Annotated in this window: 20 protein-coding genes; 6 read left to right on the top strand and 14 right to left on the bottom strand. The window is 70.5% G+C overall.

The annotated features are described in order from the left end of the window. Positions 1-305: 305 nt before the first annotated feature. Together OG866_RS32920 and OG866_RS32915 are read right to left on the bottom strand one after the other, a co-directional pair. Positions 306-1,037, bottom strand: coding sequence for a DUF7873 family protein (locus OG866_RS32920; protein ID WP_329340379.1), 732 nt, complete (start codon positions 1,035-1,037; stop codon positions 306-308). A gap of 177 nt (positions 1,038-1,214) precedes the next feature. Next, positions 1,215-2,003, bottom strand: coding sequence for a nucleotidyltransferase domain-containing protein (locus tag OG866_RS32915; protein ID WP_329340377.1), 789 nt, complete (start codon positions 2,001-2,003; stop codon positions 1,215-1,217). A gap of 283 nt (positions 2,004-2,286) precedes the next feature. On the opposite strand from OG866_RS32915, the gene OG866_RS32910 reads away from it, so the two are divergent. Then, entirely contained in the window at positions 2,287-2,859 is a 573-nt protein-coding gene (locus tag OG866_RS32910) for a hypothetical protein (RefSeq protein WP_329340375.1), read from the top strand. A 54-nt stretch (positions 2,860-2,913) separates the two neighbouring features. On the opposite strand, the gene OG866_RS32905 is transcribed toward OG866_RS32910, so the two are convergent. Next, entirely contained in the window at positions 2,914-3,297 is a 384-nt protein-coding gene (locus OG866_RS32905; RefSeq protein WP_329340373.1) for a hypothetical protein, read from the bottom strand. A 249-nt stretch (positions 3,298-3,546) separates the two neighbouring features. Here OG866_RS32905 and OG866_RS32900 point away from each other — a divergent pair, with 249 nt between their 5' ends. Both OG866_RS32900 and OG866_RS32895 read left to right on the top strand, forming a co-directional pair. Next, complete coding sequence (locus tag OG866_RS32900; RefSeq protein ID WP_329340371.1) at positions 3,547-3,957, top strand: RidA family protein; 411 nt, start codon at positions 3,547-3,549, stop codon at positions 3,955-3,957. Further along, positions 3,954-4,424: a GNAT family N-acetyltransferase gene (locus tag OG866_RS32895; RefSeq protein WP_329340370.1), complete on the top strand. Its 471-nt coding sequence runs from the start codon at positions 3,954-3,956 to the stop codon at positions 4,422-4,424. The genes OG866_RS32900 and OG866_RS32895 overlap by 4 nt, the downstream gene beginning before the upstream one ends. Here OG866_RS32895 and OG866_RS32890 read toward each other — a convergent pair. From OG866_RS32890 to OG866_RS32880, 3 genes are all read right to left on the bottom strand, one after another. Continuing rightward, the gene (locus OG866_RS32890; protein ID WP_443063670.1) at positions 4,309-4,761 is read right to left on the bottom strand and encodes a glycoside hydrolase family 6 protein; all 453 of its coding nucleotides are present in this window, start codon (positions 4,759-4,761) and stop codon (positions 4,309-4,311) included. The genes OG866_RS32895 and OG866_RS32890 overlap by 116 nt on opposite strands. 264 nt (positions 4,762-5,025) lie before the next feature. Then, positions 5,026-5,745, bottom strand: coding sequence for an aspartate/glutamate racemase family protein (locus OG866_RS32885; protein WP_329340366.1), 720 nt, complete (start codon positions 5,743-5,745; stop codon positions 5,026-5,028). A gap of 5 nt (positions 5,746-5,750) precedes the next feature. Continuing rightward, positions 5,751-7,223, bottom strand: coding sequence for an NCS1 family nucleobase:cation symporter-1 (locus OG866_RS32880; RefSeq protein ID WP_329340364.1), 1,473 nt, complete (start codon positions 7,221-7,223; stop codon positions 5,751-5,753). Positions 7,224-7,387: 164 nt separating this feature from the next. Here OG866_RS32880 and OG866_RS32875 point away from each other — a divergent pair, with 164 nt between their 5' ends. After that, on the top strand, positions 7,388-8,059 hold the full coding sequence (locus OG866_RS32875) for a GntR family transcriptional regulator (protein ID WP_329340362.1): 672 nt from the start codon (positions 7,388-7,390) through the stop codon (positions 8,057-8,059). Here OG866_RS32875 and pip read toward each other — a convergent pair. Both pip and OG866_RS32865 read right to left on the bottom strand, forming a co-directional pair. After that, the gene (pip, locus tag OG866_RS32870) at positions 8,005-9,006 is read right to left on the bottom strand and encodes a prolyl aminopeptidase (protein ID WP_329340360.1); all 1,002 of its coding nucleotides are present in this window, start codon (positions 9,004-9,006) and stop codon (positions 8,005-8,007) included. The genes OG866_RS32875 and pip overlap by 55 nt on opposite strands. A 37-nt stretch (positions 9,007-9,043) precedes the next feature. Further along, positions 9,044-9,718: a uracil-DNA glycosylase gene (locus OG866_RS32865; protein ID WP_329340358.1), complete on the bottom strand. Its 675-nt coding sequence runs from the start codon at positions 9,716-9,718 to the stop codon at positions 9,044-9,046. Between the two features lie 367 nt (positions 9,719-10,085). Between OG866_RS32865 and OG866_RS32860 the strand changes: the two genes are divergently transcribed. Next, on the top strand, positions 10,086-10,613 hold the full coding sequence (locus OG866_RS32860; RefSeq protein ID WP_443063669.1) for an RNA-binding S4 domain-containing protein: 528 nt from the start codon (positions 10,086-10,088) through the stop codon (positions 10,611-10,613). A 97-nt stretch (positions 10,614-10,710) separates the two neighbouring features. Here OG866_RS32860 and OG866_RS32855 read toward each other — a convergent pair whose 3' ends face one another. The 3 genes from OG866_RS32855 to OG866_RS32845 all read right to left on the bottom strand — a co-directional run bounded on the left by OG866_RS32855 (position 10,711) and on the right by OG866_RS32845 (position 13,084). Beyond that, on the bottom strand, positions 10,711-11,181 hold the full coding sequence (locus tag OG866_RS32855) for a DoxX family protein (protein ID WP_329340355.1): 471 nt from the start codon (positions 11,179-11,181) through the stop codon (positions 10,711-10,713). A 162-nt stretch (positions 11,182-11,343) separates the two neighbouring features. Further along, complete coding sequence (locus OG866_RS32850) at positions 11,344-12,039, bottom strand: class I SAM-dependent methyltransferase (RefSeq protein ID WP_329340354.1); 696 nt, start codon at positions 12,037-12,039, stop codon at positions 11,344-11,346. Positions 12,040-12,100: 61 nt separating this feature from the next. After that, positions 12,101-13,084: an acyltransferase domain-containing protein gene (locus OG866_RS32845; protein ID WP_329340353.1), complete on the bottom strand. Its 984-nt coding sequence runs from the start codon at positions 13,082-13,084 to the stop codon at positions 12,101-12,103. 131 nt (positions 13,085-13,215) lie between these two features. Here OG866_RS32845 and OG866_RS32840 point away from each other — a divergent pair, with 131 nt between their 5' ends. Continuing rightward, entirely contained in the window at positions 13,216-13,482 is a 267-nt protein-coding gene (locus tag OG866_RS32840; protein ID WP_329340351.1) for a DUF6343 family protein, read from the top strand. Between the two features lie 6 nt (positions 13,483-13,488). Here the strand turns inward: OG866_RS32840 and OG866_RS32835 are convergent, their stop codons facing one another. Genes OG866_RS32835 through OG866_RS32825 form a run of 3 tightly spaced genes read right to left on the bottom strand, consistent with a single transcriptional unit; the run spans position 13,489 to position 15,542 of the window. Next, a complete protein-coding gene (locus OG866_RS32835; RefSeq protein ID WP_329340350.1) occupies positions 13,489-13,869 on the bottom strand; it encodes a tetratricopeptide repeat protein in 381 nt (126 codons plus the stop codon). Between the two features lie 50 nt (positions 13,870-13,919). Further along, positions 13,920-14,558: a dephospho-CoA kinase gene (coaE, locus tag OG866_RS32830; protein WP_329340349.1), complete on the bottom strand. Its 639-nt coding sequence runs from the start codon at positions 14,556-14,558 to the stop codon at positions 13,920-13,922. Positions 14,559-14,603: 45 nt separating this feature from the next. Beyond that, positions 14,604-15,542 carry a PAC2 family protein gene (locus tag OG866_RS32825; protein WP_329340347.1) on the bottom strand — a complete coding sequence of 313 codons (939 nt, stop codon included), beginning with the start codon at positions 15,540-15,542 and terminating at the stop codon, positions 14,604-14,606. Positions 15,543-15,626 lie beyond the last annotated feature (84 nt).

Below are 15,626 nucleotides of genomic sequence, written 5' to 3'. Positions count from 1 at the left end.
TTCGCACGCCGGCACGCTTGAGAACCCAGATCAGTCATCATGTCGTCGCGTCCTGCCTTTGGACCACCGCACATCGAGCTGTGCGGACTGGACTTGAACCAGCATCTCGACGCCCTGGGTCTGGGCCCGGTCGATCCGGCGATCGACGGCGAATACTGAATCTGGAGCGAGAGTCTGAGATTTACCGCGGCCGGTTCTTGGACCTGACACCGCTTCATCACGACAAACTTCAGTTTCAGCTTGCGCTCCTCGCGCACCCCGGTCACAAGGACCGGGGGGTCTGTGGGTGTGATATCCGTGCTGTGTTATCCGAAAAGGTAACCGAACACGGCGTCCCCGACCCGCTGGTCGACGACATCCGCGCCGTTGGCCTCTTCCCGGGCGAACTTCACGGCCTGCTGCAACTTCTCGACACGGCCGAGGAGTTCGTTGACGCGCCGGGCGGGAAGGGCGCCGGAGAACTTCACGGTGGTCCAGTACCCGATCGGAATGTCCTCGTAGTAGACCTCGACCTGGGCGGGATGCTTCTCGGTGGCCTCGGCCTTCACATGGTTACGAGGCACCTTCTTGGTCCGCAGCGTCCGCACGGGCTCGGTCTTCCAGGAGTCCGTGGACGGGTCCTGCACCCACGCCTCGGAGGCATCGAGCACGGGCAGCTTCCGCACAAAGGTATTGAGATCGACGAGCTGCTTCTCGAGGAAGAGCAGATAAGACACAGGCACATCGGCGACCAGCACGCGCCCGTCCACGGTCACATCCGCACGGGCCTCACAATTGGCCCAGTCCTTGGTGGCGGTCACATCGAACAGCCGCGTCAGCGTGGCCGCGGTGTCCCGCAGCACGTCCTCGGCCTTCACCTGTACCCGCGTCGACTCGGGCGGCAACTGCTCGCCCTCCTCGTCCTTCGGCTGATACGTACGCGAGATACCGGCCAGCAACGCGGGCTTCTGCAACCCGTGATGAGCGGCCGTCAGGTCCTGGTGCGCCTTGGACTTGACGCCTTTCTCCACTGCGATGATCTGGTTGAGTTTTGCCACGTGGGGGACGTTAGCAGCGAGAACGGCGGTATTTCGAAGGGTTATTCGGGTGGGAACGCCGTCAACTGTGCGCACTGGGCCGCCCGGCGAGGACGACGGACACCCCCGTACCGACACTCGCACGCAGAACCGCGAACTGCCCGGCCCGCGGGCGTACGCCGAACGTCCAGCTCCCTCCTAGAGACCCGCGGCGCTGTCGCGGCTCGCTGTCTCGAAGACCGTTTCGGCTCGGGTGGCCGACTGGATCAGGGACTCCGGGTCCGCCTCCGCGGAGAGGGACGCGACGATGCCGTCCACGGTTCGCAGTCCGGCCCGTTCCAGGAGTCGCTTCTCGTTGGTCACCCACTCGCCGCGTGCCGCGAGCACTCCGTGGGCGGTCTGCGCCGCAGCCGTGGCGAGGGCGCCGGCAAGCTCGGTGACCCGGCCGGCCGGCGCGTGTGCGGACTTGGCATAGGCCAGGGTGGCCCGGGCCGTGCCGTGCCAACGTTCACTCGCGGCGCGGCGGAGCTTCTCCGGGTACCCGTCCGGGCGCCGCAGGTCCCCCCGCAGCACCCGGTTGATCGCCAGCTCGGCCACCACCAAGTAGCTCGGGATTCCCGCGAGATGGAAGAGCAGCGGCTCGACGTGGAACCGGCCTAGCTCCGCCTCCGCCAGCTCGTGCTCGACGACGTCGAGGTCGCGGTAGTGGACGTCGACCCGCCGCCCGTCGACGGTCAGCCACGCGCCGCCGTTGAAGACTCCGCCGCCCCAGCCGCCGACCTCCGACACCTCCCCTTCCCAGCCGACGGCGCGCAGGTCGGCGGCGGTGAAGGGGCCGCGATAGTAGACGGCCAGGTCCCAGTCGCTGTCCGGGCGGTGGGTGCCCTGCGCCCGGGAACCGCCGAGGGCCACCGCCCGGACCGTGGGGAGCGCGGCGAGACGGTCGGCGACGGTGTCGAGGAAGGCGGCGTCGGAGAGGGACGGCATGGGGGCAGGGTACGAAGCCGGGCGAGGTACTTTCCACGCGATTACGCGTGAGCGGAACTCGCTGCCGGGAGGGCCGACCCGATTCGGAGGCCTCCCGTCCACCCGTTGTCAGTGGTGCGCGTTATCAATGAACTCGTCACTCAGTGTCACATCGACGGGGGAAACAGGCATGGCGACGCACGCCAGGGATCACGAACGGGACGATGGCACTGCCACGCCCTCTGATCCGAACCGTACCCATCTGTCCGCGGCCGGGCTGCGAGCCAGGGGCTGGACCGCCGGAATGGTGCACCAACTGCTGGGCGAGCCGGATCTGTTGCGTACCAACCCGTACTTCCGGACCGCACCGCGGACCCGGCTCTACCGCGTGGAGCGGATCGCGGCCGCCGAGCGGAGCGACGAGTTCCGCACCGCCGCGGCAGCCGCACTGCGGCGGTCCGCCGCGGCGCGGGCCGCCGCAGCGCGCAGACGCCGGGAGGTACTGGCACGGATCGCGGCGGAACCGGTCGACGTACCTCACCTGGCGCCAGAACGGCTCGCGGCGGCAGCGGTCGAGCATCGCAATCACAGAGACCGGGAGCGGGTGTACGAACGGTCCGACCATGTACCGGATCCCGCCACGCTCGAGAACGCCGAGCCCGGCGCACTCGCCCGGTGGAAGGTGAACTACCTCCGGCACGGGCTGACCCGCTACGACGAACTCCTCGACGGCCTCTACGGAAGCACCGGCCGCGCGACCGCGGAGGAGCTGCTGCGGCGCAAGGTCTACGCGGCCATCGCCGAGGCGTATCCGGATCTCGCGCGGGAGTGCGAACAGCAGCTGCGCGAGCGGGGGTTCGGTCCTCCGCCGTCATGACATGCCTGGGGACGGGAGGGGAGGGCGAGTGCGTCGAGCCCGGGCTCGCTCCACTCAGGCCTCCCACAGGTCACGGTGGCGGTGGCGGGTCGGCGGGTGGTCCAGGGTTTCGGCCCACCGTGACAGCGCGCCTGCGGGCGCCGCGCGCAGATGTGTGCGGGCGGCGCTTCGAAAGGCCTGGAGCGCCGCTCGGGCCCGGCGTTCGTACGGGGAGTTCCGGCGCTCGTTCATGGCGCGGGAGTAGGTGTACGAGGTGAAGCTGCGTACGACGAGTATCGGTACGGGGCGACGTCCCTCGCGTCGGGCGCGGCTGAACTCCGCGTGGGAGTAGCGGAGTTCGGCAACCGCGTTGCCGGTCCACGGGCCCGGCAGGCCTAGCGGCCAGAAGGCGGGCAGGATGCGGTGCCTGCTGGGGACGTGGTGAACGGTACGTGACATGGCGGACCTCCTGGGGCCACCGGAACTTCCGGTGGACCGCTAGAAGTCGGCTGCCGTGAAGCGTCCCAGCTGCTTGTCACGCATGCCGGAAGGCTGACAGCAGTGGGCCGGGCTGTCGACCGGTTATCCAGGGAGCGACCTCGGCTTGTCCAGGACAGCCGCGCCCGGCACGAAAATCGGATGCGGCCCGGCTACCGAGGCTTGGATGATCGCGAGGTCGTCCGCCCTCCACCCAGTCCTGGAGCCCCCTTGATCCGGCGCGTCACCGCCCCCGCTCTCTTCCCGCCGCCCACCTACTCCCACGCCTCCGTCGTGGAGGCCGGCACGAAGCTCGCGTTTCTCGCCGGGTCCGTGCCGCTCGACGCCGAGGGCAGGATCGTCGGCGAGGGGGACCCCGTACGGCAGGCCGAGCAGGTGATCGCGAACCTGGAGGAGCAACTGCGGGCGATCGGCAGCGGCTTGGCGCACGTGCTGTACACCGACGTATATGTGGTGAGTGGCGAGACCTCGGTGCTCTCCGCCGTCTGGGAGGTCGTCGAGGCGTCCGGGCTCAGTACCGGGCCGCACTCGTCGACGCTGATCGGTGTGGCCTGTCTCGGGTACAGCGGTCAGTTGGTGGAGATCACGGCGACGGCCGCGGTCCCGGAAGAGGCACGATGAGTAGCGAATCGAACGTCACCATTCGGCGTGCCACCGCACCCGACGCCGCCGCCACCGCCGACGTCTGGCTGCGCTCCTTCGCCGCCGCGCTGCCGAGCGTGGTCAGACCCCGGTCCGACGACGAGGTGCGGGAGTACTTCCGGGACGTCGTCGTACCGCTGCGGGAGACATGGGTCGCGGAGACAACCGATCCCGGAAACCGGGAGATCGTGGGGGTCATGGTGCTCAACGGCGACCTCCTCTCCCAGCTCTACCTCGCCCCCGACCGGCGCGGGCACGGCATCGGGGACCGGTTCGTCGCACTCGCCAAGGAGCGCGGTCCGCAAGGGCTGCACCTGTGGACCTTCCAGGTCAACAAGCCCGCCCACCGCTTCTACGAGCGGCACGGTTTCGTCGCCGTCGAGTACACGGACGGCAGCGGGAACGAGGAGCGGGAGCCGGACGTGCGGTACGTGTGGCGGCCGTGACGGAAGACAGCCACGGCGCCTGACGGCCTTCAGGTACGGGCGCTCCGGGCCCCGGCCGTTTGATCCACAGGTAGGCGTCGAGGAGACGGTGGCCTGTACTTGTCGTCGGGGGCACGCCGAGCGCACGGCCGGGTGGATTGCACCAGCTGTCGGTGCCGGGACGTTGAGCGCGACCCCGTCGGCCTGGGCGACGCCCGCCGCCGTCAGGGGGGGCGACGAGCCGCCAAGCCTCGGGAATCCAGCCGGAGTTGCCCGCGTCGAGATACACGCGGGTGTGCGGGCGCCGCTTGAAGCGGTCGACGGCGTAGGCGAGCAGGACATAGCGGTCGTCGGCCACGACCTGGGTGCAGCCCGCCACCACCTGGGCGACGGCGTCCGGTTCGACGATGGACACCGGCGACTCCGTTCCCGCCGCCGAGCACCAGGACGTGCCAGGGACGCAGGGCGGCGATTCGTCCCGACGGAAGTGTGCGGCCGTACCGCATCCCGACCGGCCGTACACCTGACCGAACCACGCCAGGCTCACCCCGCCGGCGGCGCCCCACCGGCCCAGGCACCCCCGACCGGAAAGCCTCACCACACACCCCCGATCAACCACCCCTCACCCCACCGCCCGCCCCCACCCCCGCCGCTTGGGCAGCGGCCGCGCATACCCCCCCACCCTGCTCGTCCCCAACCCCAGCCCCACCAGCGACTCCGCAAGCTTCACCGCGGCCCCCACCCCGTCGACCACCGGCAGCCCCAGCTTCTCGCTCACCGCCCGCTGTAGCCCTGTCATGCCGGCGCAGCCCAGTACCAGTACCTCGGCGCCCGCGGCGATCGCCCTCTCCGCGGCGGCCACGAAGGCGGCCTCCGTACGGTCCGCGTCGCCGAGTTCCAGGACGCTGAGCCCCGTTCCCACCACCGCGGCGCAGTTGCGGCCCACGCCCGCCAGTTCCAGGCTGTCCTCGATCTGGCCGCAGGAGCGTTCCAGCGTGGTGACCACCCCGTACCGCCGGCCGAGCAGACAGGCCAGATGAGCCGCCGCCTCAGTGATGTCGACGACGGGGGCGTCGACCAACTCCCGGACCCCTTCCCGCCCGTGCTCTCCGAAACCGGCCATGACGACCGCGTCGTACGCGGGGCCTTCGTAGGTCCGCAAGAGGTCGATCACCGCGGCCGCCGACAGGTAGCTGTCGAGCCAGCCCTCGGCCGACTCGGGCCCCCACTGCGGTGTCAGCCCGGTCACGGCGGTGCCCGGACCTGCCGCGGCCCGGGCACCTCGTACGATCTCCTCGGTCATCCGCTGCGTGGTGTTGCAGTTGGTGACGACGATCCGCACTTCCGTCAGACCTCCACAGCCTCGGTGGGCGTAGCCGCAGCCGTACGCTCGCTCCGGCACAGCAGCGCGTACAGTCCGGCCGCCAGTGCCGTGCCGATGAACCAGGAGTACGGGGCCACGTCGCTGAACGTCTTCACCAGGGCGAGGACGGCCGCGACACCCGCCGACGGCAGGAACGCCCACAGCGCCTTGGGGTTGACGCCCTTCTTGTAGTAGTAGCGGGAGCCGGGGGCGCCGTCGAACAGTTCGTTCACGTCCACGCGGCCCTTCTTGACCCAGTAGTAGTCGAGCATGATCACGCCGAACAGCGGGCCCAGGAAGGCGCCGAGGCCGCCGAGGAAGTAGTTGACGACGGTCGGGTTCGAGAAGAGGTTCCAGGGGGTCACGAGCAGCGCCGCGACCGTGCTGATCATGCCGCCGACCTTGAAGTTGATCTTCTGCGGCCAGACGTTGGCGAGGTCGTACGCCGGTGAGACGAAGTTGGCGACGATGTTGACGCCCATGGTGGCGATGGCGAAGGTGAGCGCCGCGACGACCAGGACCCAGGTGTTGCCGACCTTGGCCACCAGTTCGGCCGGGTCGGTGATGGCCTCGCCGAACACCTCCAGCGAACCGGCGGTGACGATCACCGAAACGACCACGAAGGCCGTGGAGTTGATGGGCAGACCCCAGAAGTTGCCGCGGCGGACGGTCTTGTAGTCCGGCGCGAAGCGGGAGAAGTCGCAGAAGTTGAGCATCAGCGTGCCGTAGGTGGCGAGGATCAGGCCGATCGCGCCGAACCACTGGCGCCACTGCTCGCCGACCGACACCGGGTGCGGGGTGGTGGTGAGGGAGATGGTCCAGTCGGCCTTGGCGAGCACCCAGACCGCGAGCGCGATCATGACGATCCAGATCGCCGGACCGCAGAAGTCCTGGAACTTCCTTACGGACTCCATGCCCTGACTGATGATCAGCGCCTGGATCAGCCACAGGGAGAGGAAGGAGACCCAGCCCAGTGCGTCAAGTCCCAGGAAGGAGCTGTGTGTCCAGGACTCCAGGCCCGGCCAGGCGGCCAGCAGCATCACGTTCACCGCGACCGAGGCCAGATAGGTCTGGATGCCGTACCACATGATGGCGATCACGGCCCGGATGAGGGCCGGGATGTTGGCGCCCCAGACGCCGAAGCTGATGCGGCTGACGACCGGGAAGGGGACCCCGTGGCGCTGGCCGATCCTGCCCATCCAGTTCATGCCGATGTAGATGAGCACGAAGCCGACGAGGAGCGAGGTGAAGACCTGCCACACGTTCATGCCGAGGACGAGCAGACCGGCGGCGAAGGTGTAGTTGCCCAGGTTGTGGACGTCGGACATCCACATGGCGAAGAGGTCGAAGACCTTCCAGTTCCGCTTCTCGGCGGGTGCGAGGTCTTCGTTGGTGAGGCGGGGGTCGGGGACGAACGCGGGGGCGCCGGTGGCTGTGGTGCGGTCGGCGAGGGACACGGGGCCTCCATGAGCCGGGGACGGAGGAGGGTGGCGGATGCGACCGCCTGGAACGCCGTTTGGTATACCAAACTGCGGTCATGGTCCTCCCGTCAAGCGTTCCGACCGATGTCGCCTCTGTTAACGCTCCGTAAAACACCTCCGGAGTCGGCGAAGATGGCTCCATGAGCTCCACGACGAAGATCGAACCCCTGGGCGCCGTCCGCGAACGCGTCCTGGCCGCGCTACGGCAGGAGATCATCGCGGGGGGCCTGCGCCCCGGCGACCGGCTGGTCGAACGGGAGCTCGCCGAGCGCTTCGGGGTCTCCCGGGTGCCGGTGCGTGAGGCGATCCGCGCCCTGGTCGCCGAGGGCTTCGTCCACTTCGAGACACCGCGCCGGATCGTCGTACGACGCCTGACCCCGCAGGACGTCCAGGAACTCTTCGAACTGCGCGAGGCGCTGGAGGTCTACGCGGCGGGACTGGCCGCGTCCCGCGCGACCCCCGAGGACCTGGCCGAGGTCGAGCAGCTCCTCGACCGGGCGGCCACCGCGACCGAGGCGGGCGACGCGGAGACGATCACGGACGTCAACAGCCTGCTGCACGACCGGATCGTGGCCATGGCCGGCAACACCCTGCTGATCGAGGCCCTCGAACCCGTCGCCGGACGACTGCGCTGGATGACCAGGCGCAACGAGGAATGGCCCCAACTCCTCGTGGAACACCGCGAGTTGTACGAGGCCATCGCTTCCGGCGACCCGGAGCTGGCCCGCGCACACGCCCTCGCGCACGTGCGGACCAACTACGAGTCGACGGTAAGGCAGTTGTTCGGAGAGGACGCCGAACTCAGCCACTGACGTGCGTACTTGTCGGTCGCCGACACCATGGCATCGGCGACCCCCGGCGCACCGGCGTTGTGCCCGACTTCGTCGATCACCACCAACTCACTTCCCGGCCAGGCGTGATGGAGCCGCCAGACGATCCCGGCGAGGTTGCCGAAGTCGAGGCTGCCCTGCACGAGGGTGCCGGGCACGTCCTTCAGCAGATGCGCGTCGCGCAGGACGACGCCGTCCTCCTCCAGGAAGTGCCCGTTGCCCCAGTAGTGCGTGACGGTACGGACGAAGCCGAGGCGGAACTCCGGATCCTCGAAGCGCTCGACCGACCTGGGCGGTGCCGGAATGGTCGCCGTCTCCCAGTCGGTCCAGGCCCGCGCCGCCCGGGCCCGCACCTCGGGATCGGGTGACTCGAGGAGCCGGTTGTACGCGGCTGCGAGATCGCCGTCCCGCTCGCCCGCGGGCAGCTCCGCCAGGAACCGTTTGAACGCCTCCGGGAAGATCTGCCCAAGTCCCCTGGTGAGCAGGGCGACTTCGGCATCCGACCCGGTCGCGACCCCCGTCAGCACCACCTCGCTCACGGCCGCCGGACGCGTCTGCGCGTACCGCAGCCCCAGCACCGACCCGAACGACACCCCCCACACCAGCCACCGCTCGATCCCGAGGTGCTCCCGCAGCAGCTCCAGGTCGGCGATGAGGCGCGGCATCGTATTGACGCTCATGTCGGTGCCGTACGCGCTCGCCGCCGGCGTCGACCGCCCGGCACCGCGCTGGTCGAGCAGCACGATCCGGTACGCCGCCGGATCGAAGAGCCGCCTGAAGTACGGCCCGCTGCCCGACCCCGGCCCACCGTGCAGCACCACGGCCGGCTTGCCCCGCGGGTTCCCGCAGGTCTCCCAGTAGACGCGGTTGCCGTCTCCGACATCGAGCATGCCGTGGTCGTACGGTTCGATCTCCGGGTAAAGAGGCATCCGACGACCCTAACTCCCGTACGGCGACCAGGTCCCCTCAATAAACCGCCGCCGTGCGCAGCACGTCCCGCAGCATCTCCGGGGTCAGCCGGCCGGTGAAGGTGTTGCGCTGGCTGACGTGGAAGCAGCCGAACAGCTCGATCCCGTCGAGCGGCACCCGCACCCCGTGCCCGAAGCCGGGCCGCGGCCGGGGCACGTCCCACCCCGCCTCCGCCAACGCGGGCAGCGTGGCCTGCCAGCCGAAGGCGCCGAGCACGACGACGCTCCGCAGGGTGGGCCGCAGCAGGTTCAGCTCCTGCACCAGCCAGGGACGGCAGGTGTCCCGCTCCCCCGGCGTGGGCTTGTTGGCGGGCGGGGCGCAGTGCACGGGCGAGGTGACGCGGACGCCGCGCAGTTCGAGCCCGTCGTCGATGCCGACCGACGTGGGCTGCGAGGCGAGGCCGATGTCGTACAGCGCCTGGTACAGCACGTCACCGGAACGGTCGCCGGTGAACATCCGTCCGGTGCGGTTGCCGCCGTGCGCGGCGGGGGCGAGGCCGACGATCAGCATCCGGGCGTCCGCCGGCCCGAACCCCGGCACCGGCCGGCCCCAGTACGTCTGGTCGGCGAAGGCGGCCCTTTTCGTACGAGCCACGTCCTCACGCCAGTCGACCAGGCGGGGACAGGCCCGGCAGCCGGCGATACGCCGGTCGAGATCGGCAAGAGCGTCCACGCCACCACCGTACGACCCTCGCCGGGCCACCCCGGAATCCCGGGCGCGCGGGGGGCTGCGGTGCTCGGCGGAGGTCGGCAGGGGTCAGCGGCGTCGGCGGGGCTCAGTGGGGTCGGCGGGGTCGACAAGGCTCGGCGGGGAAATCCCGTCGGGGCGGGTGGGGGCGTGCGGCTAAGGTCGGGGCATGGCTGCTGAACGCGTGGAGGACGGTGTGGGCGACAGCGTGAGCGCCGACGAGGACTCCCGGGGCGGTACCGGGACGGAGCCGACCGGGAACGGGGACAGACCGGTCGCGGCCGGCGCCGGAACGGGCACGGATCCGCAGGCCGCTGCCGGAGCGGGCACCGATCCGCAGGCCGCCGCCGGCATGAGCAAGGATCCGCAGGCCGCTGCCGGAGCCGGCACGGACCCGCAGGTCACCGCCAGGACGGGCACCGATCCGCAGGTCGCCGCCGCGGTGGCCGCCGCTGAGGCGGCCGGGCCGCAGCAGGGCGAGACGGTTCGCGTCGACAGCTGGATCTGGTCCGTCCGCCTGATCAAGACCCGGTCCGCCGGTGCCGCCGCCTGCAAGGGCGGGCATGTCCGGGTGAACGGTGAGCGGGTCAAGCCCGCCCACTCCGTCCGCGTCGGCGACGAGGTACGTCTGGTGCACGAAGGCCGTGAGCGGATCGTCGTCGTCAAGCGCCTCATCCGGAAGCGGGTCGGGGCTCCGGTCGCCGTGCAGTGCTACGTCGACAACAGCCCGCCGCCTCCGCCGCGCGAGGCCGTCGCGCCGGCCGGTATCCGCGATCGGGGCGCGGGGCGGCCCACCAAGCGGGACCGTCGGGACATGGAGCGGCTGCGGGGCATGGGCGGGCCTCCGGGGGCGACGGGCGGACGCGCCGGGGGACGGTGACCGCCGGGAAGGGCCTCGTCCCCAATCGCCGGACGGGCTGGGTCGACCAGTCCGTCCGGCGATTGAAGGCGAGGCCCGGCAGGGCCGGAGCCACCCGTCACGCCCCTCGTCGCAGCAGCCGCAGCAGCTGTGCGTTGTGGCTGCGGCGGGCCCAGGCGATGAGGGCCAGGGGGATGATCAGGATGAGTGGTGTCGCGGCGTTCTCCCCGTCGAAGTAGGAGACCTGGACCACGAAGGCGCCCACCATCAGCCCGCTCAACGCCACCGCCGCCACCGACTGGAGCACCGGGATCAACAGCGCGATCGCACCGGCGAGTTCGAGCGCGCCGATGGTGTACATCCCCGCGTTGCCCCAGCCCATCTCCGCGAAGGCGTCGGCGGCGGTGGGATGCGCGATCAGCTTGGGCAGCGCGCTCGCGAACGCGTAGAACAGGGCGAGCAGCACCTGAATGGTGCGCAGGGCGATCCGGGCGCGACGGCCGCGGGCGGTCGCGGACTCGGCGACAACGGCACCGGTCCCGGAGTTGAGGGAGGCGGCGGCGGTGACGGGGGCGGTGGTCTCGGACATCGGGGTCTCCTGTGGGAAGCGGTCCGTTGTGCTGTCACAGAGATAGACCGACCCCCGCACGGAAACTCATCGCCACCCGGCGAGCGAAACTCATCACCACCGGCGAGCGACTTCACCCCGGTCGCCGCCCGGGCACCGCACTGCGTCCAAACCGCACTGCGTCTAAGCCGCCCCGGCCTCCTCCGTGCGCACCGCCCGCACCCATATCCGGTCCTCCGTCAGATACTTGTCCACCCTCAGCCCCGCCTCCCGCAGCGCCTCCTCGAACTGCTCCTTCGTCAACGGCCGCGCCAGGAACGTCTGGGTCCAGACCGCGTCCGGGAACTCGTACTCCGCGCGCACCGCGTTCACCCCGTCCCCGACCGGCTCCGCCGACACCATCCGGACGGTGAAGCCACTGGGATCGACCCGCTCGCGGGGCAGGTCGGTGTGGTAGTCCTCGCCCTCCCGCTGGATCAGCACACACCCGCCCTCCGCCACATGCCGGGCGCAGGCCCGCAGCATCCCGCGCCGCACCTCGGCGTCGCCGGTGTGCACGAGGAACGACGCGAGCATCACCACGTCGAAGGTCTCGGCCAGGTCCAGGTCCTCGACCGCGCCGCGTATCGTGCGCGCCCCGTGGACGCGGGCCAGCATCTGGGGGGACTCGTCCACCGCCGTGACCGTGAACCCCCGTTCCAGCAGCGGGTGGGTCATCCGCCCGACACCGCAGCCGAGTTCCAGGATGTGCGCCCCCGCCGGTACGGCCGCGGCGATGATGTCCGGCTCGTCGTACACCGGAAGCCGCGCGTACAGCTCCACCGCGCAGCCGTCCGGAGTGATCGCCCCGGGACCCGTGCCCTCATACCCCTCGCGCATTTTCAGCTCCATGCCCGCCCAACGGCCCGCACCCGCACGCCCGTTCCCCGGTCGCATACTTTCACCCGTCGGAGTGACCCCGCCCCGTCGGCATCGGAAACCACCCGTGCCCGACGTACCAGTGCCCGCCCGACCGCAGATGGTCCCCCACCGCCCGCTCCACCGAGGTGCGCCGCGGCAGCCCCTCCACCGGCAGCCCCGGGTCCCCGAACACGAACTGGACCGGCTCGGTGTCGGCCGGTTCGGCGTCCTGCGGAGCGATCCGGAACCGCTCCTGGAAGCGGACGATATGGGAGTCCACGGGCAGATACCGCTTCAACTGCGGGTCCAGCAGCCAGGAGTGGCACATCGCCGCCCGGTACTCCTCCTCCGGATAGTGCGCCCGGAAGAACGCGCCCGCCAGCGCCACCGCACGGTCGCACGCGGCCGGGGTCAGCGGGCCGAGGTAGTCGGGGATGTGGAGGTCCAGACAGAGCGTCCCGGCAGCCGCCTCCGTCCCGGCCGCCTCCATCCCTGCCGTCTCCATCCCTGCCGTCTCCATCCCGGCCGCCGCGAGCCCGCGCGCCGCCCGCTGCCGGAGCCGCGTCCGCTGGAAGTGCAGTCGCCCCAACTGGTAGAGCTCACCGCGGAAGTGGAGAACCAGCCACTGCGGGGACTGGACCCCGTACGTCCCGTGCCGTCTGCGGTGGACGGCCATGTTCCGGCCGAGGTCGGTGAGGGTGCGCCGGGAGACGTCGGCGGAGACACCGCGTGCGCGGTGGTACGCGCGTGTGTACGGAAGGGCGGCGACGAACACATACGCGGCGAAGGACCGGCGCAGCGCCGCCGGCGCCTCGGCGACCCGCTCCCCCAGTTGCAGCCCGTCGCCGTACTCGACGATCCTCCCCATGTCGCGCACCAGCGCCTCGACGCACTCCTCGATGCGCCGCATCGCTCCTGCGTCGGCCACCACCGTCCGGCGCAGCGCGACGAGTGCGTTGATGTCCTGGTGCGGTACCGCGAGGTCGAGCAGCACCTCGGCGAGCTCATCGGTGTCCGGCAGCACGCGCCCTCCGGCAAGGAGTACGAGGGGTACAAGGAGTACCAAGCGTAGGAGTACGAAGCGTAGGAGTACGCAGCGTAAGAGGTGCGCGAGCGGTACGCGGAGTACGTTGTCAGAGAGGAGTGGTGGTCCCGATGCGTACGGGCAGTGAGCCGACGACCGCACGCAGTGCGCTGCGGGCCCGGTTCTGGCTGAGCGTGTGGGGGCTGGTCTGGGCGATCTTCGGTACGGCCGCGTTCGCCCTCGTCGGCCGTCCCGGCTGGGCCGCGGCCTGCGGGGTGCTGTGGCTGGTGATCACCGTCGATCTGACCCTGATCCTCCGCCACATCCGTCAGGGCCCGCACTACCAGCCGGGCCCTGACATCCCGCCGTACCGGCCACCGGAGAACCGGCGTCCCTAGGGAGGCTCAGGACTCGAACCGTGCCGCCTTCAGGTACTGCGGGTTCGGGTCCAGCGCGGCAGCCAGCCGGAAATGGCGTTTGGCCTGGTCAGGGCGGGCCTGACGCTCATAGGTGCGGGCGAGTGCGAAGTGCGCGAACGCGTTGTCCGGCTCGCGCTCCAGCACGACGGTGAACTCCAGCTCGGCGGGCCGCAGTTGCGCGGCCGCGAAAAAGGCACGCGCGCGCAGCAGGCGGGCGGCGGTGTTCTCGGGGTGCGCGGCGATCACCTGGTCGAGCAGCTTCACCGCGCCCTTCGGATCCCGCGCGGCAAGCAGCTGCTCGGCGGCACGGAAGTCGATGACATGCGTCTCCGGAGTACGTCCGGTCCAACCGCTGGTCTCGGGCACGGCAAAGTCCTTCCCTCACTGGAAGGGTTCAACGCCCGGACAGGGGCCCGCTATTCCTGGGACGCCCCGGGCCGGCCCTGGGGCGGGTGGGACGCGCGAGCCCTTCGTACGAGTTCGTCCCACACGTCCGCCACGCGTTGCCGCAGGTCTTCCAGGGGTACGTCGTTGGCGATGACGATGTCCGCGATCTCCAGGCGCTTCTCGCGTGTCGCCTGGACGGCCATCCGCGCGCGTGCGTCGTCCTCGGTCATGCCGCGCAGCCGGACGAGACGGTCGAGCTGGGTCTGCGGGCTGGCGTCGACGACGACCACGACGTCGTAGAGCGCGGCGAGGCCGTTCTCGGTGAGGAGCGGGACGTCATGGACGACGACCGCGTCCTCGGCGGCGGCCGACTCCAGGGCGCGGGAGCGGGCGCCCACCAGCGGGTGCACGATCGAGTTCAGCACGGCGAGCCGCTCGGGGTCGGCGAACACGATCGCCCCCAGCTTCGGCCGGTCCAGGCTGCCGTCGGCGGTGAGCACATCGGCCCCGAAGGCCTCCACCACCGCCGCAAGGCCGGCCGTGCCCGGCGCGACGACCTCGCGCGCGATACGGTCCGCGTCGATCAGCACGGCCCCCCGCTCGACGAGCAGCCGCGACACCTCGCTCTTGCCGGCACCGATCCCACCGGTCAGGCCTACCTTCAGCATGAGCCGCAGCTTAGGCGGTACCGCTGACAGCGCACTCCTCAGGGCTCAGTTGTCGCCCTCCCGCTCCGCCAGGAACCGCTCGAACTCGAGCCCGATCTCGTCGGCGGAGGGGATGTCTGTCGACTCGGCGAGCATGTTGCCGCGGGTCTCGGCGCCCGCCGCGGCGTCGTACTGGTGCTCAAGGCCCTGGACGAGGGCCACGAGGTCCTCGTCCCCCTCCTGGATCTGGCGGTCGATCTCGGTCTGGGTGCGGTGGGCGTCGGTGCGCAGCGCGTGCGCGATACCGGGCAGGACCAGACCGGTGGCCGCCGTGATGGCCTCCAGGACGGTCAGGGCCGCGTCCGGGTACGGGGAGCGCGCGATGTAGTGCGGGACGTGCGCGGCGACGCCCAGGACGTCGTGTCCGGCCTCCAGGAGGCGGTACTCGACGAGCGACTCGGCACTGCCGGGGACCTGCGCCTCCTCGAAGGGGCTGCGGTGGCCCGGCACCAGGTCGTTGCGGTTGCCGTGCGGGGTGAGGCCTACGGGGCGGGTGTGCGGGACGCCCATGGGGATGCCGTGGAAGTTCACGGACAGCCGGACGCCGAGCCGCTCCACGATCTGCTGGACGGCCGCCGCGAAGCGCTCCCACTCCACGTCCGGCTCGGGCCCCGACAGCAGCAGGAAGGGCGCGCCGGTGGCGTCCTGCACGAGTCGCACCTCGATCGAGGGGACCTCGTACTCCGTCCAGCGGTCGCGCTTGAAGGTGAGCAGCGGACGGCGGGCGCGGTAGTCCACGAGCCGGTCGTGGTCGAAGCGGGCCACGACCTGGTGGGGCAGCGAGTCGAGCACACGGTCGACGATCTGGTCGCCGGTCTCACCCGCGTCGATGTATCCGTCGAAGTGGTAGAGCATGACAAGACCGGCCGACTCCTGGGCGAGCGCCATGTCGACGACAGCCAGGCCCTTCGGCTCCCATGCGTACAAACCCTGCGGATCAAGCACAGTGACCGCTCCTCCTCGTGTTCATACGCTTCAACGCCCCCTGGAGCAGGGGCATTCCCACGGCTACGCCTGATCAGCCATCTC

Origin of the sequence: Streptomyces sp. NBC_00663, assembly GCF_036226885.1 — a bacterium.
Lineage (GTDB): Bacteria > Actinomycetota > Actinomycetes > Streptomycetales > Streptomycetaceae > Streptomyces.
The sequence above is the reverse complement of the archived record's forward strand: the minus strand, read 5'-3'. Positions and strand labels throughout refer to the sequence as shown.